Annotated in this window: 20 protein-coding genes; 9 read left to right on the plus strand and 11 right to left on the minus strand. The window is 67.8% G+C overall.

The features are described 5' to 3' along the window. Positions 1-72: 72 nt before the first annotated feature. On the minus strand, positions 73-747 hold the full coding sequence (pcp, locus tag A1D30_RS20150; protein ID WP_063462511.1) for a pyroglutamyl-peptidase I: 675 nt from the start codon (positions 745-747) through the stop codon (positions 73-75). 140 nt (positions 748-887) lie between these two features. On the opposite strand from pcp, the gene A1D30_RS20155 reads away from it, so the two are divergent. The 3 genes from A1D30_RS20155 to A1D30_RS20165 all read left to right on the plus strand — a co-directional run bounded on the left by A1D30_RS20155 (position 888) and on the right by A1D30_RS20165 (position 5879). Beyond that, entirely contained in the window at positions 888-1772 is an 885-nt protein-coding gene (locus tag A1D30_RS20155; protein WP_063462512.1) for a neutral zinc metallopeptidase, read from the plus strand. A gap of 38 nt (positions 1773-1810) precedes the next feature. Continuing rightward, complete coding sequence (locus A1D30_RS20160; RefSeq protein WP_063462513.1) at positions 1811-3973, plus strand: SulP family inorganic anion transporter; 2163 nt, start codon at positions 1811-1813, stop codon at positions 3971-3973. Between the two features lie 403 nt (positions 3974-4376). Further along, positions 4377-5879: a DEAD/DEAH box helicase gene (locus tag A1D30_RS20165; RefSeq protein ID WP_063462514.1), complete on the plus strand. Its 1503-nt coding sequence runs from the start codon at positions 4377-4379 to the stop codon at positions 5877-5879. 118 nt (positions 5880-5997) lie between these two features. Here A1D30_RS20165 and A1D30_RS20170 read toward each other — a convergent pair whose 3' ends face one another. The 8 genes from A1D30_RS20170 to A1D30_RS20205 all read right to left on the minus strand — a co-directional run bounded on the left by A1D30_RS20170 (position 5998) and on the right by A1D30_RS20205 (position 15586). Further along, complete coding sequence (locus A1D30_RS20170; RefSeq protein ID WP_199866021.1) at positions 5998-6678, minus strand: nitrous oxide reductase accessory protein NosL; 681 nt, start codon at positions 6676-6678, stop codon at positions 5998-6000. A 7-nt stretch (positions 6679-6685) separates the two neighbouring features. Next, complete coding sequence (locus tag A1D30_RS20175; RefSeq protein WP_063462515.1) at positions 6686-7246, minus strand: nitrous oxide reductase accessory protein NosL; 561 nt, start codon at positions 7244-7246, stop codon at positions 6686-6688. Next, a complete protein-coding gene (locus A1D30_RS20180) occupies positions 7243-8058 on the minus strand; it encodes an ABC transporter permease (protein ID WP_063462516.1) in 816 nt (271 codons plus the stop codon). The genes A1D30_RS20175 and A1D30_RS20180 overlap by 4 nt, the downstream gene beginning before the upstream one ends. A gap of 168 nt (positions 8059-8226) precedes the next feature. Then, the gene (locus tag A1D30_RS20185; RefSeq protein ID WP_082836549.1) at positions 8227-9171 is read right to left on the minus strand and encodes an ABC transporter ATP-binding protein; all 945 of its coding nucleotides are present in this window, start codon (positions 9169-9171) and stop codon (positions 8227-8229) included. Beyond that, positions 9146-10444, minus strand: coding sequence for a nitrous oxide reductase family maturation protein NosD (locus A1D30_RS20190; RefSeq protein ID WP_063462517.1), 1299 nt, complete (start codon positions 10442-10444; stop codon positions 9146-9148). Before A1D30_RS20190 ends, A1D30_RS20185 begins: the two co-directional genes overlap by 26 nt. After that, complete coding sequence (locus A1D30_RS20195; RefSeq protein WP_063462518.1) at positions 10444-13047, minus strand: NosR/NirI family protein; 2604 nt, start codon at positions 13045-13047, stop codon at positions 10444-10446. Before A1D30_RS20195 ends, A1D30_RS20190 begins: the two co-directional genes overlap by 1 nt. 220 nt (positions 13048-13267) lie before the next feature. Next, entirely contained in the window at positions 13268-15199 is a 1932-nt protein-coding gene (gene nosZ / locus A1D30_RS20200; protein WP_063462519.1) for a TAT-dependent nitrous-oxide reductase, read from the minus strand. Between the two features lie 24 nt (positions 15200-15223). Continuing rightward, a complete protein-coding gene (locus A1D30_RS20205; protein WP_063462520.1) occupies positions 15224-15586 on the minus strand; it encodes a hypothetical protein in 363 nt (120 codons plus the stop codon). 185 nt (positions 15587-15771) lie between these two features. Here A1D30_RS20205 and A1D30_RS20210 point away from each other — a divergent pair, with 185 nt between their 5' ends. Beyond that, on the plus strand, positions 15772-16182 hold the full coding sequence (locus A1D30_RS20210) for a c-type cytochrome (protein WP_063462553.1): 411 nt from the start codon (positions 15772-15774) through the stop codon (positions 16180-16182). An 11-nt stretch (positions 16183-16193) separates the two neighbouring features. Then, positions 16194-17246 carry an FAD:protein FMN transferase gene (locus tag A1D30_RS20215; RefSeq protein WP_063462521.1) on the plus strand — a complete coding sequence of 351 codons (1053 nt, stop codon included), beginning with the start codon at positions 16194-16196 and terminating at the stop codon, positions 17244-17246. A gap of 20 nt (positions 17247-17266) precedes the next feature. On the opposite strand, the gene A1D30_RS20220 is transcribed toward A1D30_RS20215, so the two are convergent. After that, a complete protein-coding gene (locus A1D30_RS20220) occupies positions 17267-18109 on the minus strand; it encodes a symmetrical bis(5'-nucleosyl)-tetraphosphatase (RefSeq protein WP_063462522.1) in 843 nt (280 codons plus the stop codon). Positions 18110-18442: 333 nt separating this feature from the next. Here A1D30_RS20220 and A1D30_RS20225 point away from each other — a divergent pair, with 333 nt between their 5' ends. Then, the gene (locus A1D30_RS20225; protein WP_063462523.1) at positions 18443-18745 is read left to right on the plus strand and encodes an H-NS histone family protein; all 303 of its coding nucleotides are present in this window, start codon (positions 18443-18445) and stop codon (positions 18743-18745) included. A 159-nt stretch (positions 18746-18904) separates the two neighbouring features. Here the strand turns inward: A1D30_RS20225 and A1D30_RS20230 are convergent, their stop codons facing one another. Then, on the minus strand, positions 18905-19780 hold the full coding sequence (locus A1D30_RS20230) for a helix-turn-helix transcriptional regulator (protein ID WP_063462524.1): 876 nt from the start codon (positions 19778-19780) through the stop codon (positions 18905-18907). A 122-nt stretch (positions 19781-19902) separates the two neighbouring features. Here A1D30_RS20230 and A1D30_RS20235 point away from each other — a divergent pair, with 122 nt between their 5' ends. The 3 genes from A1D30_RS20235 to A1D30_RS20245 form a co-directional block, all read left to right on the plus strand. Then, on the plus strand, positions 19903-20313 hold the full coding sequence (locus A1D30_RS20235; RefSeq protein WP_063462525.1) for a hypothetical protein: 411 nt from the start codon (positions 19903-19905) through the stop codon (positions 20311-20313). A 198-nt stretch (positions 20314-20511) separates the two neighbouring features. Beyond that, positions 20512-23454 (plus strand): aconitate hydratase, encoded by a 2943-nt coding sequence (locus A1D30_RS20240; RefSeq protein WP_063462526.1) that lies wholly within the window; start codon positions 20512-20514, stop codon positions 23452-23454. 324 nt (positions 23455-23778) lie between these two features. After that, positions 23779-26514: diguanylate cyclase (locus A1D30_RS20245; protein WP_063462527.1), on the plus strand; the 2736-nt coding region annotated here is incomplete at its 3' end.

Here is a 26514-nt window from a genome sequence, read left to right on the forward strand (position 1 = left end):
GCCGCGTCGCAGGCAGTACGAGTAGTACGACAAGACGCGGCAACGACGCCAGAAGGGGTTTGTTAGCCGCTCTCAGTGCGTGGCCCCGGCCTGCAAGGTGATGTCCTGGGGCGCCAGCACAGCGGCCCACAGCGCAGCGTGGATGCCGCGCACCATGTCGCGCAGCGGCAGGTGGGGGGCGCCCTGCCCGGTGAGCCAGGGCACATGCACAAAGCCGCCCCGCGCCCCGGCCGGGCCCGCACCCTGGGCCAGCAGGTGCATCAGGCCATAAAGCACATGGTTGCAGACGAAGGTGCCTGCTGTCTGCGACACCTCGCAGGGCAGGCCTGCGCGTTGCACGGCGCGCAGCATGGCCTTGATGGGCAGGCTGGCAAAGTAGGCGGCGGGCCCCTCGGTCGCCACAGGGGTGTCGATGGGCTGGGCACCGGTGTTGTCGGGGATGCGGGCGTCGTTGATGTTGATGCCGATGCGCTCCAGCGACAGCGCGCTGCGCCCGCCCGCCAGGCCCAGGCACACCGTCAGCGCAGGCTGGTGCGCGTGCACCAGCGCCGCCAGCCGCTGCAGCGACTGCCCGAACACTGTGGGCAACTGCGCGGCCACCACGCGGTGGCCGCCAACGTGCTGGCCGTGCAGCGCCTGGGCGATGAGCCAGCTGGGGTTGAGCGGGTCGCCGCCGAACGGGTCAAAGCCCGTGAGCAGGATCACCCGGTCGGGTGCGGGCGTGAGGTGGCGGGTGTCGTTGATCATGGCGGGGGGCAACCAGAAAAGGGGCGGTCGTGGTGCGGTCAGTGCGGCAGGTGCACATCGTAATTCGCTGCACCGCGATCAGTGCGGCGCGTAATATCCGGCATGGCCTTCCACCCGCAGGAGGGCGCAGGAGAACCGGAATGAAATGGGAAGGCAATCGCGAATCCGACAACGTGGAAGACCGCCGCAGTGGCGGCGGCGGCGGGGGCGGATCACCGGTGTTCGGGGGACGCAGCATTGGCATCGGCACCATCGTCATCGCACTGCTGGGGGGATGGGTGCTGGGCATCAATCCGTTGACAATTCTGGGGCTGCTCAGCGGTGGTGGGCCACCGGCCCATGTGCAGCAGCAGCCGGGGCCCGCGCACCGTCCGCCCGCAGACGACACCATGGCGCGCTTCGTGTCCACCGTGCTGGCCGACACCGAGGACGTGTGGGGCCAGGTGTTCCGCCAGGGAGGCGGCCGCTACCAGGAGCCGCGCCTGGTGCTGTTCCGGGGCGCCACGCCCACGGCCTGTGGCACGGGCCAGGCGGCGATGGGCCCGTTTTACTGCCCGGCCGACCAGAAGGTCTATATCGACCTGGGCTTCTATGAAACCCTCAAAAACCGCCTGGGCGCCCCGGGCGACTTTGCCCAGGCCTATGTGATTGCCCACGAGGTGGGCCACCATGTGCAGAACCAGCTGGGCATCAGCGGCAAGGTGGACCAGATGCGCGGCCGCGTGAGCAAGGCCGAATACAACGCACTGTCGGTGCGGCTGGAGCTGCAGGCCGACTGTTTTGCGGGCGTGTGGGCCCACCATGCGCAGAACGCCCGCCAGATCCTGGAGCAAGGCGATGTGGAGGAAGCCATGAACGCGGCCGCCAAGATTGGCGACGACGCGCTGCAGCGTTCCAGCGGCGGTGCGGTGGTGCCCGAAAGCTTCACCCACGGCACCAGTGCCCAGCGCCAGCGCTGGTTCCACAACGGCCTGCAGAACGGCAGTGTGAAGGCCTGCGACACCTTCGCTGCGCGCAGCCTGTAAGCCGCCGCAGCCCGCACGGGTTTTGAAGGCCACGGCCCATGTCCTCCGCAGCACCCCTGGCGGCCCCGTCCCACCGGGCGCCTGACCCCGCCACGCAGCCCTCGGGCACGGCGGCGGCGTGGTCTGCGGCGGCGGTCACCGTGCCCCATGCCGTGGGCCTGGGGCTGCTGGCGTTTGCGCCCCTGGCGGGCGACTACTCGTTGGCGGCGCTGGCCCTGTGGTCGGCCGCGCTGCCGGGCCTGCTGCTCACCCTGCTGGCGCCCCGCGCGGGCGTGGTGTATGCGCCCACCACGGTGGTGGCACTGCTGTTTGCGGCCGTGCTGGCCACGGCCCATGGCGCGGCACCCGCGCTGGGGCTGAGCGCGCGGCAGGTGCTGGCCGTGAGCGGGGCCACGGTGGCCCTGGCGTTTGTCTTCCAGTGGCTGCTGGGCGTGCTGCGGCTGGCGTCGGTGGCGCGGTTCTTGCCGATTTCGGTCACCCACGGGTTTGCGGCGGGCGTGGGCCTGTCGATGGTGCTGGGCCAGGTGCGCAACGGCTTTGGCGCCGGGGCGGCCGCACCCTGGGATGCCCTGCTGGGCTGGCATGCGCTGGCGGCCGGGGCTGTGGTGGGGCTGGCCTGGTGGCTGCGCGGTCGCTGGCCCCGCATGCCGGGGTTGCTGACGGCGGTGGCCGTGGTGGCACTGGCCGTGGCCCTGGCGGGGTTCTGGGGCGCCGGGCTGGGGGCCGTGTTTGTGCCCGCTGTGCAGCCCAGCGCATTTGCCTGGCCGCCGCTGCCCGACTGGACCGGCATCCCCTGGATGGCCCTGGCGCAGCAGCAGGGCGCGGCCCTGGTGGTGCTGGCGCTCTTGATGGCGCTGGTCAACAGCCTGGAAATCCTGGTGTTCAACCAGGAACTGGAGCTGGACCACGGCCTGCGCGGCGACGCCAACCAGGCCCTGCGCCGCGAAAGCCTGCTGGGCGCGCTGTGTGGCCTGGCGGGCATGATCCCGGCATCGACCAGCGCGTCGCGCTCGCGCATCGTGCTGGCGCAGGCGGGCGCATCGCGCGATGCCCCGCGCTGGCACGCCGCCATCATGCTGGGCGTGGCCCTCACGGGGCCGTGGTGGCTGCACTGGGTGCCCATGGCCTGCCTTGCGGGCGGGCTGGTGCTGGCCGGGCTGATGCAGGTGCCGGGGCTGATGTGGTCGCTGGGTTATGCGCGCCGCTCGCGCGTGACCTGGGCACAGAGCTGGCTGGTGGCCCTTGTGTTTGCCGTGATGGGCGGTGTGGGCGCGCTGGTGGCGGGCCTGGTGGTGGCCACCTTTGTGCTGCTGCACGACTCGGCCGCCACCGTGCTGCGCCATGTGCGGCTGGATGGCGAGCTGCGCTCGCGGCGCCTGCGCCGCGCGGGCTCGGACACCTGGCTCGCGCCCCGCATGAACCAGGTGGCCGTGTTCGAGCTGCAGGGTGTGATGTCGTTTGGCGTGGCGGCCCACCTGGCCGAGCAGGTGCGCATGCTGCTGCAGCCGCGCCACCGCTGGGTGATTCTGGACGCGGGCCGTGTGCCCGCCTGGGACAGCACGGCGCTGGCCCAGCTGCGCGCGCTGGTGCGCGACCTGGGCCAGCAGGGCATTGCCGCCGCCGTGGCAGCGCTCGACCCCCTGGCCGCCGAACACGCGGGCGAGCATGTGCGCGCTTTTGCAGACCTGGACCGCGCACTGGAATGGGCCGAGGCCGGCATCCTGTCCCAGCGCCCCATCGAGCAGCGCCCGGCGCGCCCCGAGCGCGACCTGCTGGGCGAAATCGGCGAAGGCGTGCCCCGTGCCGCCGCCGACGCGCTCATGGCCCTGCTGGAGCCACTGGACGTGCCCGCCCACGGCGTGGTCTTCCGTGCGGGCGACACAGACCACGACCTGCTGGTGGTCAAGTCGGGCCACATCACCCTGGTGACCCTGTGGCCGCCGGACAAGGGCTTGCGCCTGGCCACCGTGGGGCCCGGTATGGCCTTTGGCGAGATGGCGTTCCTCAATGGCGCGGCCCGCAGCGCCTGCGCCGGGGCCGAGCGCGGGCCTGCGCACCTGGTGCGGCTGTCGCGCGCGCATTTCGACGCCTGGGCCCGGCAATACCCCGAGGCCGCGCTCACGGTGATGAATAACCTCGCTCAGATCGGGGCGAGGCGGCTGGCGGTCACCACGCGCCAGCTGCGGGCCGTGCTGGAATGATTTTCACAAGCAAAAATCGGCCTCTGCGCTCAATGGGTAAGCTTTTTGAGCTATCAAAAGAGTAGTAAATATGTGCCCCGCGCCGCCTGTGGGCCGGTGCCGCATGTCGCTGCGTACCGCAAAAAATCGCTTTTTGGGCCACCGGTGCGACAATAGAGGGCTGCGAGCCTGTTCATGACCTCGCGCGGCCCCGGGGCCGTGGGAGATCGTGAGCAGGTTCTAGCGCAACGCCCCAACAGTCCCCGGCGCACGGCACATTGCCCGCTGAGGCCCTCTCTGCGGCGTTGCACTCCTCGCCGGGCCACCAGCCCGGCTGCGGTTTGCGCCTTGCAGCCAGCCCCCTCCCAAGGGCGTGCCACATTGCTCAGACATAAATTCAGCGTCGCCTACAAACACGCTTTTAATGACTAGTTCCTTTTCCAATCTATCGCTGGCCGAGCCGCTGGCACGTGCCGTGGCCGAAATGGGCTACGAGTCCATGACGCCCATCCAGGAGCAGGCCATTCCGGTCGTGCTCACCGGCCAGGACGTGATGGGTGCCGCCCAGACCGGCACCGGCAAGACCGCCGCCTTCTCGCTGCCCCTGCTGCAGCGCCTGCTCAAGCACGAAAACAGTTCCACCTCGCCCGCCCGCCACCCGGTGCGCGCCCTGGTGCTGCTGCCCACGCGCGAGCTGGCCGACCAGGTGGCCCAGCAGATCGCGCTGTACGCCAAGCACACCAAGCTGCGCAGCACCGTGGTGTTTGGCGGCATGGACATGAAGCCCCAGACCATCGAGCTGAAAAAAGGCGTCGAGGTGCTGGTGGCCACGCCGGGCCGCCTGCTGGACCACATCGAGGCCAAGAATGCGGTGCTCAACCAGGTCGAGTACGTGGTGCTCGACGAGGCCGACCGCATGCTGGACATCGGCTTCCTGCCCGACCTGCAGCGCATCCTGAGCTACCTGCCCAAGCAGCGCACCACGCTGCTCTTCAGCGCCACGTTCTCGCCCGAGATCAAGCGCCTGGCCAGCAGCTACCTGCAGAACCCCATCACCATCGAGGTGGCCCGCCCGAACGAGACGGCCTCCACGGTGGAGCAGCGCTTCTACAGCGCCAATGACGACGACAAGCGCCGCGCCATCCACCAGGTGCTCAAGACGCGCGGCATCAAGCAGGCCTTCATCTTCGTGAACAGCAAGCTCGGCTGCGCCCGCCTGGCGCGCAGCCTGGAGCGCGAAGGTCTCAAGACGGCGGCGCTGCACGGTGACAAGAGCCAGGACGAGCGCCTCAAGGCGCTCGAAGCCTTCAAGAAGGGCGAAGTGGACCTGCTGGTGTGTACCGACGTGGCCGCGCGCGGCCTGGACATCAAGGACGTGCCCGCTGTGTTCAACTTCGACGTGCCTTTCAACGCCGAAGACTATGTGCACCGCATCGGCCGCACGGGCCGTGCAGGCGCCTCCGGCCTGGCCGTCACGCTGGTGTCGGGCAGCGATGCGCGCTTGGTGGCCGACATCGAGAAGCTCATCAAGAAGAAGATCGAGCTGGAAGCCGTTGAATACGACGAAGACCAGCCCCGGGGCCGCATCAACGACGGCCGCCGCGCCTGGCGCGAAGCGGGTGAGACGGGCGATGGCCGCGATGCCTTGGGTGCATCGGCTCCCCGCCGCGAACGTGATCGTGACTACCGGGGGGGGCGTGAGTCCCGCGATCCGCGCGATCAGCACCGGGGCTTCCGTCCCGCCGCAATCTCGCGCGACCCGTTCTTCGAGAAACCCTACGAGGCCAGCCCAGCCTCGGACGCCGCCCCCGCCTGGGAGGCCGCGACCAAGGCCGCGCCGCGCAGCAGCATCTCGGCCAACATCAAGCCCAAGCGCAAGGTGGCTGCACTGTTCAAGGCCGCCCAGCCCGAAACCTCGGCGCAGTAAACGCCGGCTTGAAGGTTTTTTGGCATCTACCGCTTGTCCAGTAAGCGTCAATAGCTATATTTTTAATAGCTAGTGCGCAGCGAGCCCCTGCCATGGGGCCTGCACCATGTGGCCCGCTTCACGGGGCCTCCCTGTGTTGGTGGTAGCCGGCCCGCAGGTGGGGCGCCAGTCCGCGCAGCAGGGGCGCGTCGATGGCGCTGAATGCGCGCAGGCTGCCGCCCTGCACCTGCACAAACCGCTGCGCTGCTGCAGCCCCCGCAAACGCTGGCAGATTGCCCGCCCGCATGGGCCCCAGGGCCGAAGAGCCTGTCACATACACCGCCTGGCGTGCGTCCACCCAGGCGCCGGTGTCGGCATCGCTCACATAGCGGGCCACGATGGCCTCGGGCACGCGGCCCCGCGTGTAGTGCGCCACATTGCCCAGGTACAGCATCAGGCTCAGCGGCGAGTCGAAAAAATACGCATCCCCATCCGCAAAGATCACCTGGGCCGCCCAGGCGCGTGCGCGCGCCGGGTACATGCCACACACGGGGCAGCGGGCGTCCTGGGGCACTTCGCGCGCAGCCGCTAGCGGCTGGCCGGACGCCGGGTTGTATGGCGTGGGCGGCGCAACAATGCACACGTCGTCGCCCGGCCCGAACGGAGCGGTGGACGATGCGTTGCCGCTGCCCCGCCGCCAGGGCCACGCCGCCCCACCGGCCGCGATCGCGCCTGTGCCCAGCACCAGCAGGGCTGCCAGCGCAGCCCGCCGGGTGGGCGGGCGGGTGCGGTCGGGGGCAGGGTGAGGCAGCAGGCGCATGGCTGGCTCACATGCGGGTGTCGTGCAGCGCGCCGCCGCTCAGGTCCACCATGGCGGGCCGGATCTCGACAAACCGCAGCACCTTGCCACCGTATTCGGCCGCGAACTTCTGCGCATCGGCCTCTTGCGCAAAGCTGCCGATGGTCGAGCCCATGGAGCCGTGGCGCTTGCCACCCACCACGTAGAGGGCGGTCTTGCCGTCAATCCAGTGGCCTTGCGGGGCGTTCCAGTCGGCCTTGCCCATGTCCTGCACGTACACGGCCTGCGCGGCGCGCACCTGCTCGCCCGCGAGCAGCGTGCTGAAGAGCTCCACGGTGTCGCAGAAGAACGAGGGCTTGCTCTGCCCCGCAAAGTGCACCTGGGCCTTGGGGCCGGGGTAGTCGGCCAGCAGCATGCCGTCCAGCTCGCAGCTGGTGGTGCGGTCGATTTCCACCGGGGCGAGGGATTGCGCACCGGTGTCTGCCTGGCTGCAGCCAGCGATGCCGGTGAGCGCGCCCAGCGATGCGAGCGCAGCCCAGCCCAGCAGTTGGCGCCGCGTGGCGCAGGTGCATTGGTAATGGTGTGTCATGGTTTGAATCTCCAGCCCGCCAGCGCCAGCGGCACCACGATCCAGCCGCCCATCACCGCGCCCATGAGCCATGGCTTGGCCAGGGCTGGGGGCACGATGCTGGTCAGGCCGTACAGGGTGCGCACGTCTTCCAGCGAGAACACGTTGAGGATGCGGAACACGTCCGCGGGGTTGAGCAGCAGCAGGTAGGCCATGGCCTCGCCGCCGTGGCTGCCGCCCGTGGCCACCAGGGCGCCGAGCAGCAGCAGGTCGAACACCAGCACGAAGAAGAACCACGCGGCAATCGCCAGCCCCGAGGCGCGCGTGCGCTCGCGCACCAGCACCGACAGCAGCAGGGCCAGGCTCAGGAACGCCAGGCCCAGCAGCACGGCGCTGGCCATGAAACCGCCATAGTGAAACAGCCCGCCCCAGCCGAACTGGCGGTACAGCAGCACGGCCACCAGTGCAAAACCCGCCAGCGTGGACACCGTGAGCGCTCCCGCCAGCCCCAGGTACTTGCCCAGCAGCAGCTCCAGCCGGGTGAGTGGCAGCGACAGCAGCAGGTCGAGCGAGCCGCGCTCGCGTTCGCCCACGATGGCATCGAAGCCCAGCAGCAGCGCGATCAGCGGGATCAGGTAGATCACCAGGCTGACCAGACTCGCGATGGTGAACTCGATGGAGCGCAGGCCCACCGTGCCCTGCTGCGCACCGCCGAAGTAGGTGATGGCCAGAGAGAACACAGTGAACACCAGGGCCACCGCCAGCACCCAGCGGTTGCGCATGCGGTCGCGGAATTCCTTGGCGGCGATGGTGAGGATTTGGGTGAATTCCATATCAGTGACCCATAACGCATTCAACGGGCGGTATTGCTCCCTCTCCCCTTGCGGGAGAGGGCTGGGGAGAGGGGGCGCAACGGGCGCGGTGCTGGATCAGACCCCCTCTCCCCCACCCCTCTCCCGCGAGGGGAGAGGGGCTTGCGCAGTGTGCAAACAGACAATGTTTCATAGCTCGCGCAGCCCGAAATACACGTCTTCGAGGGATGGCTCATGGATCTGCACGTCCGCGAGCCGCGTGCCCAGCGGCGCCAGGGCCGCGAGCGTGGCGACCTTCAGCTCGCGGGGGCAGGTCAGGCGCAGGCCCTCGGGCGTTGGCAGCGGGGTGATGCCCAGCAGCCGGGCCACGGCCTGCTGCGCGGCCGGAACATCGGCCGGGGCGAGCACGAGGTCGATGGCCAGCGGCATGTGTGTGCGCTCGCGCAACGCCTGCACGCTGCCCAGAGCCTGCAGCCGCCCCGACGCCAGGATGGCCAGCCGGTCCACGCGCTCCTGCAGCTCAGCCAGGATGTGGGAGGTGATGACGATGGTCACGCCCTGGGCCTGCAAACGCCGCAGCGTGGCATAGAAGTCGCGGATGGCCTGCGGGTCCAGGCCGTTGGTGGGTTCGTCCAGCAGCAGCACCTGGGGCGATCCCAGCAGCGCCTGCGCGAAGCCCAGGCGCTGGCGCATGCCTTTGGAGTATTCGCGCACCGGGCGGTTGCCGGCCGATGCCAGGCCCACCTGGTCGAGCAGCGCGGCGCATTGGGCCAGCGGCGCGGCCTTGAGGCGGGCGAAGAAGCGCAGCGTCTCCAGCCCGCTCAGGTTGTCGTAGAGCACCACGTTTTCAGGCAGGTAGCCCAGGTGGCGCCGCGCGGTGCGGAAGTCGCGGCCCGACACGCTGGTGCCGCCCACGCGGATCTCGCCGGAGGTGGCGGGCGTGAGGCCCAGGATCATCTTGAACAGCGTGCTCTTGCCCGCGCCGTTGTGGCCGATGAGGCCCAGGATTTCGCCGCGCTCGATGCGCAGGTCGATGCCGTCCACGGCGTGGTGCGCGCCGTAGTGCTTGTGGGCGCCCAGCACCTCGATGGCGGGGTCGGCGCGCAGGTCAATGGGGGGAGGATTGCGGGTCACGCTGAAGATTCCGTTCGGGTGTGTCTGGCTGCACGGGCGATTGCGCAAGGGGCTGCATGCGGGGCTTCGGATCGACCACGGTGGGCACGCGCAGCACGGGGAACTGCTGGCCCACCAGGCGCAGGGCCTGCACGGCGGGGCTGGCCAGCAGCAGCTTGATGGTGGGGTGGCGCCAGGTGAGGCGGTCCACCATGTCGTTGGCTTCGTAGGGCACGTCGCCCACGCCGTTGCCGTCGCGGTCCCAGCCCAGGTAGTTGCTCCAGTAGTTGCCCAGCGGGCCGCCCCAACGCTCGTCGCGGGCGCCCACATAGCGCACCTGTTCGCGGTTGCCGATGAAGTCGTTGCCGTCCACCACGTTGCGGGTGGAGCCGGCCGACAGGTGCACGCCCACGGTGTTGCGCACCACCCGGTTGCCGCGCAGCGTGGCGTATTCCACGTCGTAGATGAAGAAGCCGCGCTGGTTGTCGGCCACCAGGTTGTTCTCGATGACCGAGTCCTGCAGCGTGCGCAGCATGATGCCGTGGTCGCTGTTGCTCCACGCCCGGTTGTTGCGCACCACCTGGTCGCGCACTTCCATCAGCGCGAGGCCCCCCCGGTTGTTGTAGGTGTCGTTGTCCTCCCACAGGTTGTAGTAGGAGTTCATGTAGTGCGTGCCGTAGCGGCTGTGGTGCAGCCGGTTGCCCTTGAAGACCGCGTGGTGCGACACGTCCACATACAGCGCGTCGCGCACGAAGCTGATGTGGTTGCCCTCGATGCGGGCGCCCTGGGTGTTGTACAGCTGCACGCCGTTGCCGCGCTGCGAGGAGTTCACGTCGCGCAGGCCGGTGATGGTGTTGTGCAGCACCTGCACGCCGTCGGCCTTCTCGATCCACAGGCCGAACAGGTTGTAGGTGAGGTCGCTTTTGCGCACCACCGCGCGGTGCGCGCCGGGCTGGATGTAGATGCCCGCGTTCTGGTCCTTGAGGCTGGTGCCGGAGTCGCGCACGATCAGGCCGTCGATCACCACGTCGGGTGCGGCCACGCGGATGGTGTCGCCTTGCTGGCCGCCGCTCACCGTGGGGCGGCCGATGCCGCGCAGGGTCAGCGCCTTGTCGATGCGCAGCGTGTTCACGCGGTAGACGCCGCGCAGCACCTCCACCGTGTCGCCCGGCGCGGCGGCGTTGACGGCGGCCTGCAGGTCCTGCCCGGGGGTGACCTGCACCGTGGCGGCGCAGGCGGGCAAAGCCAGCATCAGCGCCAGGGCTGGGGCAGAGAGGGCCAGGGGCAGCTTCATCACGCCAGCCCCACCAGCGCCTTGATGGCCAGGAACAGTGCCGCACCGATCAGCAGGTTCTTGAAGCCTACGTAGCTCAGCATGTCCATCACGCCCGCCACGCGGTAGCGGCCCTGCCACCAGGGCCCGTCCTTCACGTAGCGCTTGCCCGACAGGCGGATCAGCACCTCGTACACGCTCCAGCCGAACCACCAGCCGATGATGGCGCCCGAGGACAGCGTGCCCAGGGCCGCCATCACCCAGGCCACGCTGGCGGCGACGGCCAGCGAGAAGCCCGCGATGTGCAGCGCGCGCCGCGATGCCCAGCCTTCGCGGCTCCAGGGCCACAGGTGGTCCACCAGTTCTGCCCAGATCCAGCGCAGGCCATGGACATCGGCCTTGTGCGCAGGCTGTGCCTGTGCGGTGGGCATGCGCGGGTCCGGCCCCTGCGCGGCCTTGGCCGAAATCTGATCGGCCACGGTGGCGGGGTGGATGGGGATGAAGTAGCCGTTGGCGCCGATGGGCGTGATCGCGAGGCCGTCCTTCTCGCGGCGCTTGCGCTCCTTGGCCAGCGGCGGGCAGCCCTTTGTGTCGGTATAGAGCACCATGCAATCGAGGCAGTGCAGGCACTCCCGGTGGTCGATGCGGCCGTCGGCATCGATGGCCTGCGCGCCGCAGCCCACGGCGCAGGCCTTGCAGCTGTTGCAGTCCTGCTTGCGCTTGAGGCCAAACCAGCGGAACGTGCTGGGCATGGCGAGCGACGCGCCCAGCGGGCAGATGTACTTGCAGTACGGCCGCTCGATGAAGATCGACACGCCCAGGATGGCCGCCACGAACAGGCCATAGGGCCAGGCGCGGTTGAGCACGCCCACCAGGAAGGTGGTCTTGAACGGCTCCACCTCGGCCAGTTTCTCGGCCAGACCCATGGAGAACATCGACACTGCCAGCAGCCCGAAGAACACCGCGTACTTGACCCACTTGAGCCGGTCGTGCCACTTCTGCGGCAGCTGGGTCTGAAAGCGCTTGAGACCCAGGACGCGCGCGATCTTGTAGATGCCCTCCTGCAGCGACCCGAACGGGCACATCCAGCCGCAGAACAACCCGCGTCCGAACAGGAACACCGTGGCGATGATGAAGATCCAGAACAGGAAGATGAACGGGTCGGACAGGAACAGCGACCAGGTCCACTGAAAGAGCAGCGCGTGGAACCAGGTCAGCACCTGCGTGATGGAGGGCTGGGCCATCTGGCCGAAGCCGATCCAGCCGATGCTGATGGCCCAGAAGCTGTACTTGAACGCGTTCACCGGCCACTTGTTCTTGTGGGTGGAGCGGCGCGTGAGTGTTTCGCGCAGCGCATAGACCACGGTGACGCCCACCAGCAGCAGCGCGAACAGCGCGATGGGCAAGGCCTGCGACTTCCAGATGCGCACCCAGGGCGCATCGGGCTCCTTCACCTTGGGGCGGCCGCCGTCGAGCAGCGCGGCAGGCAGCCAGTATTTGGATTCGAACACCGCAAAGCTGCGGTGGCCGGTGGCGCGGTCCACGCGGTTACCCAGGAAGGCGAACTTCCAAGGGTACGCGGCCGAGAAGGCCTGCGAGCGGATGATGAAGATGGCCGATTCGTTGTACCCGGGTGCACCTGCGGCCTCCAGCCCGTAGAGGTTGAGCGCGTCCAGGTCGCGGAAGGTGAAGGAGTCCGCCCCCTGCTTGACCTGCACCCGGTCGAAGATGCCGCCGCGCACGAAGCCCGAGCCCTTGAACGACTCCTGCCCGGCGGTCTTGATGACGAACAGCGCGCTCTCGCTGTCCTTCAGGCGGGAGCGCAGGCTTTCGAAGCCGTTCCTGCCCAGCAGGCTCTGGCCCACGTCGGGGTGGTTCAGGTCGCCGAACCACAGCTCGATGAAGGGCTCGGGGCCGCGTGGCAGGCCCACCTGCTCGGGCTTGACCAGCAGTTGCTGCACGGCGCCCATCTGCACCAGCTGGGCCCAGCTGTAGGCCGGGCTGGTGCGGGCAAAGCGCGCGGCCTCGCGCACCGTGGGCGCGATGATGCCCGTCTGCCGTGCCACGGCCGAGCCCGAGGCCATGACCACCTGGTTCTGGGCCACCACGGTGACGGTGGCGCCGGAGATGGCATCGACGCCGAGCACGTTCTCCTCGGGGCGCGAGGGGCCGACCTCGATGGTGTCGGTGACCGACTTGCCCAGGTACTGGTTGTTGAAGTTCGTCAACGCCGATTCCGGAATGCCCAAGAGCAGGATGGGCTCGGAATGCTTGAGCACCTTGATGCCCACGAAGCGGCCCTGCGCATCCATGCCGATGAGCGTGACCACCGGCTTGCCCGAGTACGCGGGCGTGTCGGTGATGTCCGTGGACAGCATCACGTAGCCCAGCAGCTTGCCGCCATCGCCATAGGCCTCGACATACGGCGGCTGCCCCTTGCGCTCGGAAAACCGCACGGCCCCGGGGAACGCATCGGCGCATGGCAGCAGCGCACACAGGTCGCTCGCCGTGGCCAGATTGGCGGGCAGCTCGGCCTCGTACGCACCCGCATGGGCGCGGGGCGCGAGCAGCGCCAGCAGCAGGGCCATGCAGCAGGCAGCGATCCGGGGGGCGAGGGACATCATGGGACTATTGTTTTGATAGCTACTAGCACATGCTGAATGCGCGGTAGAGGCTCATTTGATTCAAAGAAGGGGCGCAATCTGCGCAACTGGCGTGCCCCAAAAGACCAGGGCAGCCAAGCAAGGGCCGCCCCGCAGCGAGGGCTGCGTCCCCCTTCCCGAATGGCGCAGCCATTCGAGAGAAGGGGTGAAGGCGCGCAGCGCCTCAGGGGGATCGCCCCATTCAAGCTTCCACAATCATCCGAGTGCGCATCTCCAGATGCAGCGCATGGCAGAAGTGCGTGCAGTAGCACCAGAACACGCCGGGCTTGTCGGCCACGAAGCTCACGGACGCGGTCTCCAGCGGGTTCACGATGAAGTTCACGTTGTAGTTCGGGATGGCGAAGCCGTGCGTCAGGTCCTCGATCTTGTCCAGGTTGGTCAGGATCAGCGTGACCTCGTCGCCCTTCTTGAGCTTGAACTCGCGCAGGCTGAAGGCCGGTGCCTGCGATGTCAGCTTCACCGTGACCTTCTTGCCATTGCGGAACACGCCGGATTCCTTCGGGTCCTTCACGGCCAGCGGGAACTCGTCGAGCGTGTAGACCTGCTTGGGCTTGACCAGGTCGCGCTTGAAGATGATGAAGTCATGCGGCTCGCCGCGCACGGGGTGGTCGGCCATCAGCACCATCTTCTCGCCCGAGATGTCGATGAGCTGCTCGTTCTCGGGGTGCAGCGGCCCCACGGGCAGGAAGCGGTCCTTGGAGAACTTGCAGCCCACGGCCAGGAACTTGCCGTCGGCGGCCTTGGTTTCGGACTGCGAGGCGTTCAAGTGGCCCGGCTGGTATTGCACATCGAGGCGGTCCACCACGTACTTGGCGGTCTTGTCGCCCGCGTGGAACTTGATGGCGGCCTCCACGTTCCACTTCACGACCTGGCTGTCCAGGAAGAGCGTGGTGTAGGCGTTGCCCCGGCCGTCAAACGCGGTGTGCAGCGGGCCCAGGCCCAGTTCCACCTCGGCCACGATGGCGGAATCGAGCTTTTCAAGCTTGCCGTCGAAGTAGTCGAGCACCTTGGCCAGTTCGATCACGGTGCCGGTGGGCGAGAGCTTGCCCGCGCAGATGAAGTACTTGCCGTCGGGGCTGGCGTTCACGCCGTGCGGGTTCTTGGGCACCGACACGTAGGCCGTGAGAGCGGTCTTGGGGTCCTTGTTGGCTTCGTGCGTGCCGTCCACCACGGGCACCTTGCTGCTGCCGATGGTCTTGAACTTGCCTGCCTTCACGGCGGCCTCGATGCGGGCCACGTTGAAGAACAGGCAGGCGTCGCGTTCGGCGGACATCATGTCCTCGTACTTCGCGCCCATCTCCACGTTGTACTGGTTGGTGGCGGCCAGCTTGCCGTCGTACGACGTGGCGACCAGATCGCAGTTGCCGTCGATCAGCACCTGCCAGCGCACTTCCATGGTCTCGGCATCCACGCAGCTGAACATCGAACGGTATTTGCCCGAGTCTTCCGTGCCCGTGTTGGGCAGAGGAATGGCGAATTCACCGCCGCAGAACACACGCGTGGTGTAGTTGATGGCCGGGTCCACCGGGTCGGCCTTGTCCGGGAAGATGCCGTGAAAGCCCTGCACGTTGGGCAGCTCGGTGATCTTGTCGCAGATGAAGTAGTCGAGGCGGATGCGCGCGATGCGGCTGTTGATCTTGTCGTTGATCCAGGCGTAGCGGCCGTCGTAGTTGCCGTCCTTGTACGAGGCGTGCGTGTGGTGGGTGTCTGCCACCGTGTACTTCAGGCTGCCGTCGGGCTTGGTGCCCATGACCTTCTTGCTCTCGTTGGTGATACCCCAGCCCACCAGTGCGTCGGGCACGAAGCAGGGGATGCGGGTGATCTCGCGGCCCGAAGGCAGGCCCAGCACGCGCATGTCGCCCGTGTGGCCACCGCTCCACAGGCCGTAGTAGGTGTCCAGCTCGCCGGGCTTGAGGTGCACGCTGGCGCCAGCGCTGGCGTGGCCACCTGCCGGTGCGGCGGCGGGTGCAGCGGGTGCAGCGGGTGTGGCGGCACTGGGCTTCTCGGTGCAGGCGGCCACGCCAGCGGTCAACCCCACCAGGGCGGCAGTGTTGATGAAGCTGCGTCGGCCCAGGCCGGCGGTGGGAAGGGGGGCGTCTTTTCTTTCGGTCATGCTTGGTTCCTCTTGGGGATGGGCTCAGTTGAAAAACGGGGGTGCACGCGCCGGGGGGCTGAGCGCCGCCCTGGCCTGTGCGAAGAAAGGGGTGCCCATGTGGGGCGCACACACCGAGGCGTGTGCCGTGGGCTGTGCTGCGTGTGGGGCGGTGGGCGGCGTGTCGGCCGCCAGGCACAGGGGGCAGTCCAGCGTCGATGTGTCCAGCACTGCCAGGCCGTCGGCGGTCTTGATCACCAGCTGCGCCGCGCCGTTGCCCGCGCCGGAGCAGACCAGCTCCATGCTGCGGGGTGACACCAGCGGAGCCGCCACCGCCACCCCCAGCGCCAACACAAACCACGCCAGTACCCACAGGCGCAGGGTTCGCAGGGAGTGGTGGCTTTGCATGGGCTGGATAATAGATTCACGTAATATGAATCTAATTGATCTGAATCATCCTTTGGCGCCGCACCCCTCTGCCCCACAGCGGCCCCAGCGCCTACAGTTCCTGCACCCCTTCAAGAAAGGCCCGCGCAGTGCTTGCCAGGCCCTTCGGGATGGATGTTTCAACCCCCAAGAACAGGATGTATGCGATGCAAAAGAACACCATGATGGTCGCCGCAGCGATCGTGGCCGCGCTGCTGGCGGGCTGTGGCGACAAGAAGCCGGAACCTGCCGCAGCGGCGTCGGCGCCTGCCGCCGTCAGTGCAGCCGCCGCACCCGCCCCGGCGGCTGCCCCGGCCCCGGAGAACGAGCTGGGCAAGAGCGTGTTTGGCAAGACCTGCGCCATGTGCCACGCCGCTGGCGTGGCCGGTGCCCCCAAGCCCGGTGACAAGGCCGACTGGGGCCCGCGCATTGCCCAGGGCAAGGACACCTTGTACAAGCACGCGATCGACGGCTTTACCGGAGCCAAGGGCATGATGCCCGCCAAGGGCGGTGCCGCCAACCTGAGCGACGCCGAAGTGAAGGCGGCCGTGGATTACATGGCCGACAAGTCGCTCTGAGCGGAGGCCGCATGCAGCAAGCGTCTGTGCGCCCCCACGGCCTGTCACGCCGCCGCGTGGCCATGGCGCTGCCTTTGCTGGGCAGCGTGCTCTGGCACACCGGGGCAGCCGCAGCGGGTGGGCGCCTGCAACCCTGCCGCGCCACCCGGCCCCTGATGGGCACGCAGGTGGACATCGTCGCCGAGGGCCCCGATGGCCCGCTGCTGCGCCACGCGATCGGCCGCGCCTATGCCGAGATGCAGCGGCTGGAGGCGCTGATGAGCCGCTACCAGCCGCAGAGTGTGGTCAGCCGCATTCATCTGGCGGCAGGCATCACGCCCGTGGCCGTGCCGCCCGAAGTCATGGCCGTGCTGCAGAGTGCACAGCGCGTGTCGGCCCTGAGCCGGGGCGCTTTTGATGTGACCGTGGGCGCCTTCAAATCGTGGAACTTTGGCCCGGACAGCAACAAGCTGGTGCCGGGAGCGGCCGAGCTGGCGCGCCAGCGGCCGCTGGTGGATGCCCGGGGCCTGGTGCTCGACGCGCGGGCGGGCACGGCCTTTCTGGTGCGCCAGGGCATGGCGCTGGACCTGGGTGGGATCGCCAAGCTCCCGATCCTCGAAGCAGGCATGAAGGTGCTGCGCTCGGAGGGGGTCGAGAACGCCCTGATCAACGGCGGTGGCGATGTGCTGACCCACGGGCTGTGGCAAGGCAGGCCCTGGCGTGTGGGGCTGCGCGACCCGCGTGCGCCCGAACGCCTGCTGGGCGTGGTGCCGGTGGCGGGCACCGGCGTGGTGGCATCGTCGGGCGACTACGAACGTTTCTTTTTCCACGCGGGCCAGCGGCAGCACCATGTGCTCAACCCGCGAACGGGCCGCCCCAGTTCTGGCGTGCATGGCGTGAGCCTGGTGGCGCGCGATGTGGCGGCCGTCAACGGCCTGGGCGCTGCGCTGATGGTGCAGGGCCCGCAGGCGGGCAGGGCGCTGCCGCAGCGTGTGCCCGGGCTGGCGGTGCTGGTGGCCGGGCAGGACGGCAGCGTGTGGCAGTCCACCGCCATGGCGGCGCTGCTGGAGGCGGTGGCGTCTTGATGTCCTGACGCTTCTGCGGCTCAGCCGGGCGCCTGGGCCTGCTCGCAGTGCACCTGCAGCAGTTCTCGGTCGGCCAGCGTGGCGCCGAACCGCACGGCGCTCAGGCAGCCGCCCCACACGCAGCCGGTGTCCAGCCCCAGCAGGTCGCTGCGGTTGAGCCAGCCCAGGGTGGACCAGTGCCCAAAGGCCATCACGGTGCCCGCCGTGCGGCGGCCCGGCACATCGAACCAGGGCATGAGCCCGGGCGGCGCGGCGCTGGCGCTTTCGGTGCTCTCAAAATCCATCACCCCGTCGGCCGAGCAAAAGCGCAGCCGGGTGAGGGCGTTCACGATCACGCGCAGGCGGTCGGTGCCGGTGAGCGAGTCGCTCCAGCGGTCGGGGGTGTTGCCATACATGGCCTGCAAGAAGGCGGGCAGCTCGGGGCTGCGCAACACGGCCTGCACTTCGTCGGCATAGGCCAGCGTGTCGGCCGCCGACCAGGCGGGCAGCACACCGGCATGCACCATCAGCAAGGTCTGCCCGGCATGCTCGTGCGCGCGGGCCAGGGGCTGCTGGCGCACCCAGGCGAGCAGGGCCTCGCGGTCGGGGGCGTCCAGCACCGAGGCCAGCGTGTCGCGCCGCGAAGGCTTGCGCGCCCCTGCGGCGGCGGCCAGCAGGTGCAGGTCGTGGTTGCCCAGCAGGCAGCGGATCGCGTCGCCATGGCGCATGCTGCGGCGCAGCACGGCGGCCGAATCGGGCCCCCGGTTGACCAGGTCGCCCAGCAGGTAAACGGTGTCGCGGCTGGCAGAAAAGCCGATGGTGTCCAGCAGGCGACCCAGGGCGCTGTCGCAGCCCTGGATATCGCCGATGCAATAAATAGCCATGGTGTCGTGGGGAGGGGATGGAGTGTGGATTTTCTGCCGAGATGGTGGTGGATTACACCAGGGGTGCAGCAGGGTGCTCAACAAGCCGCCTCGTCCGTGCGGGGCCCCAGTTGGGTGCCGGAGATATTCATGAAAAGGCGCTGAAGTACCCCTCCCGGGGGGCTTGAAAAAAGCAAACACTCCCCAATGCAAGGCCTCGGTATTCGCACTGAATGAATATAGACCCCTGTTATTTGTGGTTTTCTCGGAGAAATTTGCAGGCCGTGCTTCCCTGTTGAGGGATTATTCCTATAATCGCGTTGTCACCAACCTCACACTTCTTATTCAGACACCATGACCAGCTACAAAGAACTTTTGAAGCAGCGGGAAGCCCTTGAGCAACAAATCAGCGAAGCACGGCGCCGCGAGTTGTCGGATGCTGTTTCCCAGGTTCGGGCACTGGTCGCCGAATATGGCCTGACCGCCCAGGATGTATTCCCTGCTGGCAAGGCCGCAGGCAAAACCGGCCGCAGCTCCACGGCAGGCTCCAAGGTGGCACCCAAGTACCGCGACCCCGCCACCGGCCAGACCTGGACCGGCCGTGGCAAGGCGCCCAAGTGGATTCAAAACGAAAACCGCGAGAAGTTCGCCATTTGATGGGCTACAACTCCCACCACAAAAAAGCCCGCTGATGCGGGCTTTTTTTATGGGTGCGCGCAGGGGGTTTAAGCGTGGCTGCAAGCAGCCTTCCCCCCAAGACCGACATGCTGCGGATCTGTCTGTATCCGCAGATCTGTATCAGCGGGTTGGTAGGCTTCAGCCGCCGGTATTTTGCTGCCGGGCCAGTTCGCGCAGTGCGTTGGCGGTGAAATCGTCGGCCGGAAAGAACGACTCCACAGCCAGCTCCTGCAATGTCACATCCACCGGGGTGCCGAATATCGTGGTGGTGCTGATAAGCGACAACATGCCGTGCACGCTCTCGAAACAAAACGGCATGACCACGCCCAGCATTTCTCCGGCCAAAACCAGTGGCGTGGTTTCTTCGGGGGCGGGGTATTCCTGCAACTCGGCCTGCAAGGCGATCAGGGTGGGGTCGGCCGTGGCCTGGATTTGCTGGCGCAGGCGCTCGAACAGGTGCGCGCGCCATTGCGCCAGGTTTGCAATGCGGGGTGCCAGGCCCTGGGGGTGCAGGCTCAGGCGAAACACATTGATGGGCGGCGCCAGCAGCTCGGGGCTGACATGGGCAGACAACAGGGCCAGCGCGGCGCGGTTGGTGGCCACCACGTTCCAGCAGCGGTCGAGCGCAATCGCGGGGCAGGGCTCGTGGCCCTTGAGCACCAGCTCCACCGCCTGGCGGGCGGCGGCCAGGGCGGGGTCGTCCAGCGCGCGTTCGCGGTACATGGGTGCATAGCCCGCCGCCACCAGCAGGGCGTTGCGCTCGCGCAGCGGGATGGCCAGGCGCTCGCACAGGCGCAGCACCATGTCGCGGCTGGGGTTGGTGCGGCCGGTTTCCATGAAGCTCACGTGGCGTGTGGAGATGTCCGCCTCGTCGGCCAGTTCCAGCTGGCTCAGGTGGCGCTGCTGGCGCCAGGTGCGCAGGTGGTCGCCAAACGAGGCGGGCCCCGCAGCTGCCACGCGGTGCGGCAGGGGATGGCGCGGGGGACGGTGCGGTGCGGAGTTGGTGGAGGTCATGGCCGCATCCTAGGTGCAAACCGCGCACGGGCCATTACCTGCCAGGTCATCGACGGCATGCGCCGGGGCGGGAACGATGGAGGCCTCTTTCATCCGTTGTTTCATCCACCAAGGAGCTTTCCATGTTCGCCAACCTGATGTCTTCTCCCCGATTCCTGCGTGCCGTGGTCTGGTTCGATGCCTCGACGGGCGTCTTGCTGGGCGCGCTGCACCTGCTGCTTACCGCACCGCTGGCCGAGTGGCTGGGTTTGCCTGCAGGGCTGCTGCAGGCCACGGGCGTGATGCTGCTGGGCTACGCCGCGCTGGCCATCGCGATTGCCCGGTCCGAACCCATGCCCCGGGGCTGGCTGTGGGTGCTGATCGGGGGCAACCTGGCCTGGGCGGCGGCCAGCCTGGTGCTGCTGCTGGGCTCCACGCTCACGCCCACGCTGCTGGGCCAGGCCTATCTGCTGGTGCATGTGGTGTCGGTGGCGCTGCTGGCCGAGCTGCAGTGGTGGGGCGTGCGCCGCCTGCGTGTGTGGGCAGCGGCGTGATGGTGCATAACTGTTTGCTATACAAAATATAGCTAACTTTGCTTGTCTATCAGGCGGAAACGGCCATTTTTGTTGGATAAATGCCACCCTCCCCATGGCGGGGGGCCGCCGCCACACCCCGGGGTGGTAAGGCCCCACGATTGCACCGCCATGCAGGACTGCCAGAATAGGTCGTGTTGCCTTTCACAGGAGTCCGCCATGGCCACTTCACGCAAGTCGTCGCCCCAGCCCGCCCGCCACGCGTTTGCCAACACCCTCAAGAGCTTCAGGACAGCGTCTGGCAAAGACGGCCAGTTCTACTCGCTGCCCGCGTTGGCCAAACAGTTTCCAGAAATCAAGCGCCTGCCGGTGTCGATCCGCATCGTGCTCGAATCGGTGCTGCGCAACTGCGATGGCCGCAAGGTGACGCCGGAGCATGTGGAGCAGCTGGCCCGCTGGGCGCCGAATGCCGAGCGCAAGGACGAGATCCCCTTTGTTGTCTCGCGCGTGGTGCTGCAGGACTTCACCGGTGTGCCGCTGCTGGCCGACCTGGCCGCCATGCGCAGCGTGGCTGCCAAGCTGGGCAAGAACCCCAAGAAGATCGAACCCCTGGTGCCCGTGGACCTGGTGGTGGACCACTCCATCATGATCGACCACTACGGCAAGAAGAACTCGCTCGACCTCAACATGAAGCTCGAATTCCAGCGCAACCGCGAGCGCTACGAGTTCATGAAATGGGGCATGCAGGCCTTTGACACCTTTGGCGTGGTGCCGCCGGGCTTTGGCATCGTGCACCAGGTCAACCTCGAATACCTGGCGCGTGGGGTGCACAAGCGCAAGGACGGCGTTTTCTACCCCGACACCCTGGTGGGCACCGACAGCCACACCACCATGATCAACGGCATCGGCGTGGTGGGCTGGGGCGTGGGCGGCATCGAGGCCGAGGCCGCCATGCTGGGCCAGCCGGTGTATTTCCTCACGCCCGATGTGGTGGGCTTTGAGATGACCGGGCGGCTGCGCGAAGGCGTGACGGCCACCGACCTGGTGCTCACGGTGACCGAGCTGCTGCGCAAGCACAAGGTGGTGGGCAAGTTTGTCGAATTTTTTGGCGAAGGCACGCGCACCCTGGCGCTGCCCGACCGCGCCACCATCGGCAACATGGCGCCGGAGTACGGCGCCACCATGGGCTTCTTCCCGGTCGATGAAAAGACCATCGACTACTTCCAGGGCACGGGCCGCACCAAGGCCGAGATCGAAGCCTTCGAGGCCTACTTCAAGGCCCAAGGGCTGTTCGGCGTGCCGCTGGCGGGCGAGGTGGACTACTCGCAGGTGGTGACGCTGGATCTGGGCAGCGTCACCCCCAGCCTGGCCGGCCCCAAGCGCCCGCAAGACCGCATCGAGCTGGGCCAGGTCAGCCGCCAGTTTGCCGACCTGTTCAGCCAGCCCGCCGCACACAACGGCTTCAACCGCCCGGCCGAGCTGCTGCACACGCGGTTCCACATCCACCGCGCGGCCGAGGTGGTGGCCGACGTGACGCCGGACGGCAAACCCACCCCGGCGGGCGCACCGCGTTCGGTGGTGGAGATGGAGGCCAACAAACCGGCCCTGGCCACCGCGCATGCCGAGGCCCGCAGCGCCACGCTGCCCGCCAGGGGCGCCGACCCCACTGTGGGCAATGGCGATGTGCTGATTGCCGCCATCACCAGCTGCACCAACACCAGCAACCCCAGCGTGCTGCTGGCGGCAGGCCTTTTGGCCAAGAAGGCGGTGGAGGCAGGGCTCAAGGTGCAGCCGCACATCAAGACCTCGCTCGCGCCCGGCTCGCGCATCGTGACCGAGTACCTCAGCGAAACCGGCCTGCTGCCGTACCTGGAAAAACTGGGTTTCTCGATTGCGGGCTACGGCTGCACCACCTGCATCGGCAACGCGGGCGACCTCACGCCCGAGCTGAACGAGGCCATCACCCAGAACGACCTGGTGTGCGCGGCCGTGCTGTCGGGCAACCGCAACTTCGAGGCGCGCATCCACCCCAACCTCAAGGCCAACTTTCTGGCCAGCCCGCCGCTGGTGGTGGCCTACGCCATTGCGGGCACGGTGCTCAAGGACCTGATGACCGAGCCCGTGGGCCAAGGCAAGGGCGGCAAAGACATCTACCTGGGCGACATCTGGCCCAGCAGCGACGAGGTGCATGCGCTGCTGAAGTTCGCGATGAAGGGCAAGGCCTTCCGCGACAACTACGCCAAGGTGGCGACCGACCCCGGCAAGCTGTGGGAGAAGATCCAGGGCGTGAGCGGCACGGCCTACACCTGGCCCGCCAGCACCTACATTGCCGAGCCGCCGTTTTTTGCCCAGTTTGCTCTTGAAAAAGGAGCTAATAAGGCAAGCGGGACGCGCGGAGAAGGCCAAAAAGATGCCCAACTTCCGTCGGTGATGGGCGCGCGCATCATGGCGCTGTTTGGCGACTCCATCACCACCGACCACATCTCGCCCGCAGGCTCCATCAAGGAAAGCTCGCCCGCAGGCCAGTGGCTGCTGCAGCACGGCGTGCAAAAGGCCGACTTCAACAGCTACGGCGCGCGGCGCGGCAACCACGACGTGATGGTGCGCGGCACCTTTGCCAATGTGCGCATCAAGAACCTGATGATTCCGCCCACGGCCGACGGCTCGCGCGAAGAGGGCGGGGTGACGGTGTTCCAGAACGAGGGGGCGTTGCAGGGCGAGAAGATGTTCATCTTCGACGCTGCCATGCAGTACATGGCCCAGGGCACGCCCACCGTGGTGTTTGCGGGCGAGGAATATGGCACCGGCTCCAGCCGCGACTGGGCCGCCAAGGGTACGCAGCTGCTGGGCATCAAGGCCGTGGTGGCGCGCAGCTTCGAGCGCATCCACCGCTCCAACCTGGTGGGCATGGGCGTGCTGCCGCTGCAATTCAAGGCGGGCGACTCGTGGGAGACGCTGGGCCTCACGGGCAACGAGGTCATCGACGTGCTGCCCGACCCCGCGCTCACCCCGCAGAGCGATGCCCGGCTGGTCATCCGCCGCGCCGATGGCACAGTGCGCGAAGTGGTGGTCACGCTGCGCATCGACACCCCCATCGAGGTGGACTACTACCGTGCCGGGGGCATCCTGCCCTTTGTACTGCGGCAATTGCTGGAGGGCTGAGAAGGTGTGAACGAACCCGCCATGCCCGCTCATCCCGCCAAAACACACCCGCTCGTCGTTGCCAATGCTCGCCATAGCCCGCGCTATGGCTGCGCTTTGCGCCTAGATCGGGCGCGTTTTGGCGGCCTGCTCGGGCACGCCGGGTTCATTCACACCTTCTGAGCGGTTGCTCAACGGGGCTTCGGCCCCGTTTTTCTTGGGGTGGCCCAGGAGGTTGCGACCGGTGGCGGCGGTCTGGTCATTTCCTTACGCCTCGATACACTTGTGGCGTACTTCCGGAATCACACCCCGCCCCGCTTCTGCACCGCTCTCCCCACGCTGCCCATGGCCCCTTCCCCACCCCCTCTGACCGCGCGCTCCTACCTGTCGGACGCGCCCGCTGTCACGGTGGTGCTGGTGGTGGTGGTGCTGGCCCTGGTGGTCTTGCCGCTGGTGCAGCTGCTGGGGGACGGCGCTGGGGCGCAGCACGGGCTGGAGCCACTGTTGGAGATGGCGGCGGTGTTGCTGGGGCTGCTGGTGGTGTCGGTGTCGCTGCACGCGCTCGAAGCGCACGAACAGGCGAGGGCCAACGTGCTGGTGGTGGGGGTGGGGGTCGCAGCGGCCTGCAATTTTCTGCATGGCGTGCTGGTGCACTCCGGCCCGGTGCACATGCCGGTGGGCACTGCCCATATCTCCCTGTGGCTCAGCAGCTGGGCGCGTCTGGCCGAGGTGCTCACCCTGGGGCTCATGGCCAAGCGGCTGGCGGCGCCGGGGGCGCCCCAGGCCTGGCTGGCGGTTTCCGGGGGGATCACGTTGCTGGTGGTGGGGTCGGCCATGGGCCCCTTGCCGGGCTGGTTTGCCCAGGCCGCTGGCGGTGTGCTGCGCCAGGCGCTCGCAGCGGGGTTGGTGCTGGCGCTGGCCGTGATTGCCGGGGTGCTCTACCGCCGGGGCCGCCGCGATGCGCAAGCGGGCACGGAGGGCGAAAGCCAGCCCCGCGACCGCCTGTTTGCCTGGGCGGCCATGGCGTTTGTGTGCGGCGAAATCACCGTGGGGGTGCTGGGCGGCCATTCCCCCGTCGGCGGGCCGCTGGCGCATGGCCTGCGGGTGGTGGCCTACGCGTTGCTGTATCAGGCAGTGTTCGATGCAGGCATCCGCCGGCCCTTTGCGCGCATCCAGACGGCCGAGAGCCGCCTGCGCGAGAGCGAAGGCCGCCTGTCGCTGCTGGGCCGCAATTTGCCCCACAGCGTGCTGTTCCAGGTGGTGCGCGAACTCGACGGCCGCGTGCACTTTGTGCACATGGGGGATGCGATCGAACGCCTCAATGGCTTGCGTGTGCAAGAGGTGCTGGACGACCCCGGCGTGCTCTACCGGCAGATCCTGGACGAAGACATGGAGCGCCTGCGTACGGCGGAGCGGAACTCCTTTCTGTCCATGACCAGCCTGGAGGCGGTTTTTCGCGTGCGCCGCACCGATGGCCAGGTGCGCTGGATGCACCTGAACTCCTCGCCCCGCCTGCTCGACGATGGCCGCGTGTTGTGGGACGGGGTGCAGACCGACATCACGGCGCACCACCAGGCCGAAGAGGCCGCGCGCGCCAAGGATGCGCTCATGGCCAACATGCTGCGCCTGGTGCCGGGCGGGGTGGCCCGGCTCGACCGCGACCTGCGGGTCCTGTATGTCAACGAGCAACAGGCGCGCTGGCTGTACAAGACGCCGCAGGACCTGCTGGGCCGGTTGTTGCAGGACGTGATCCCGCCCGAGGTGTTTGTGCGCATGCAGCCCCACCTCGACAAGGCCTTTGCGGGCGAGACGGCGGTGTTTGAAAACCGCATCGACGGGCCCGACGGCATGCAGTACCGCCACACTACCCTCGCGCCCGAGGCCGTCACGGAGCAGGGGGCATCGGCCGTGGTGGTTTTCGCCTACGACCTCACGGCGCTCAAGCGCATCGAGCAGGAGCTGGCGCACCAGAAGGCACATCTGGCGCGGGTGGTCAACGCCATGCCCGACATGGTGTTCCTCAAGGATGCCGAAGGCGTGTACCTGTCGGTCAACCCCGTGTTCGAGCGGTTTGCGGGACGGCCCGAGCGCGATGTGGTGGGCCGCAACGACTATGACCTGACCACCCCGGCCGAGGCCGAGCGCTTTCGCAAGTACGACCAGCGCGCCATGCAGGCCTGGCAGCCGCTGGTGTATGAGGAAACGCTTACCTTTGCCGAAGACGGCTACCAGGGCCAGTTCGAGACCATCAAGACCCCCATCCGCGACCTGCACGGCCGCGTGACCGGTGTGCTGGGTGTGTGCCGCGACATCACCGACCGCAAACGCGCAGAGCAGGAAATCGAACGCCTGGCCTTCTACGACGCCTTGACCGGCCTGCCCAACCGCCGCCTCTTGCTGGACCGCCTGCAGCGCTCCATCGCCGCCTGCCAGCGCACCAAAAGCCTGGGCGCGCTGCTGTTCATCGACCTCGATAACTTCAAAGACCTCAACGACACCCTGGGCCACGACATGGGCGACCGGCTCCTGTCGCAAGTCGCCGCCCGCCTGGTGGGCAGCGTGCGCGAAGCCGACACCGTGGCCCGTTTTGGCGGCGACGAATTCGTCGTCATGCTCGAAGCCCTGGCCCCCGAACTGCAAAGCGCCGCCACCCAGGCAGAAACCGTGGCCGAGAAACTCCTGGCCAACCTGAACCAGCCCTTTGACCTGGACGGCGCCCAGCACTACAGCACCCCCAGCATCGGCATCACCCTGTTTGGCGACGAACGCCTCACGGTGGACGAACTCTTGAAGCGCGCCGACCTGGCCATGTACCAGGCCAAAGCCGCAGGGCGCAACACCCAGAGATTCTTCGACCCCGACATGCAGGCGGCCGTGAACGCCCGCTCCAACCTCGAAGCCGACCTGCGCCAGGGCCTGGCCCGCAACGAGCTGCTCGTGCACTACCAGCCCGTGGTAGACCACCACGCCCGCCTCATGGGAGCCGAAGCCCTGGTGCGCTGGCGCCACCCCCAGCGCGGCATGATCAGCCCCGGCGACTTCATCCCCCTGGCCGAACAGACCGGCCTCATCCTCCCTTTA

Origin of the sequence: Acidovorax sp. GW101-3H11 (genome assembly GCF_001633105.1) — a bacterium.
Taxonomy (GTDB): Bacteria; Pseudomonadota; Gammaproteobacteria; order Burkholderiales; family Burkholderiaceae_C; genus Acidovorax.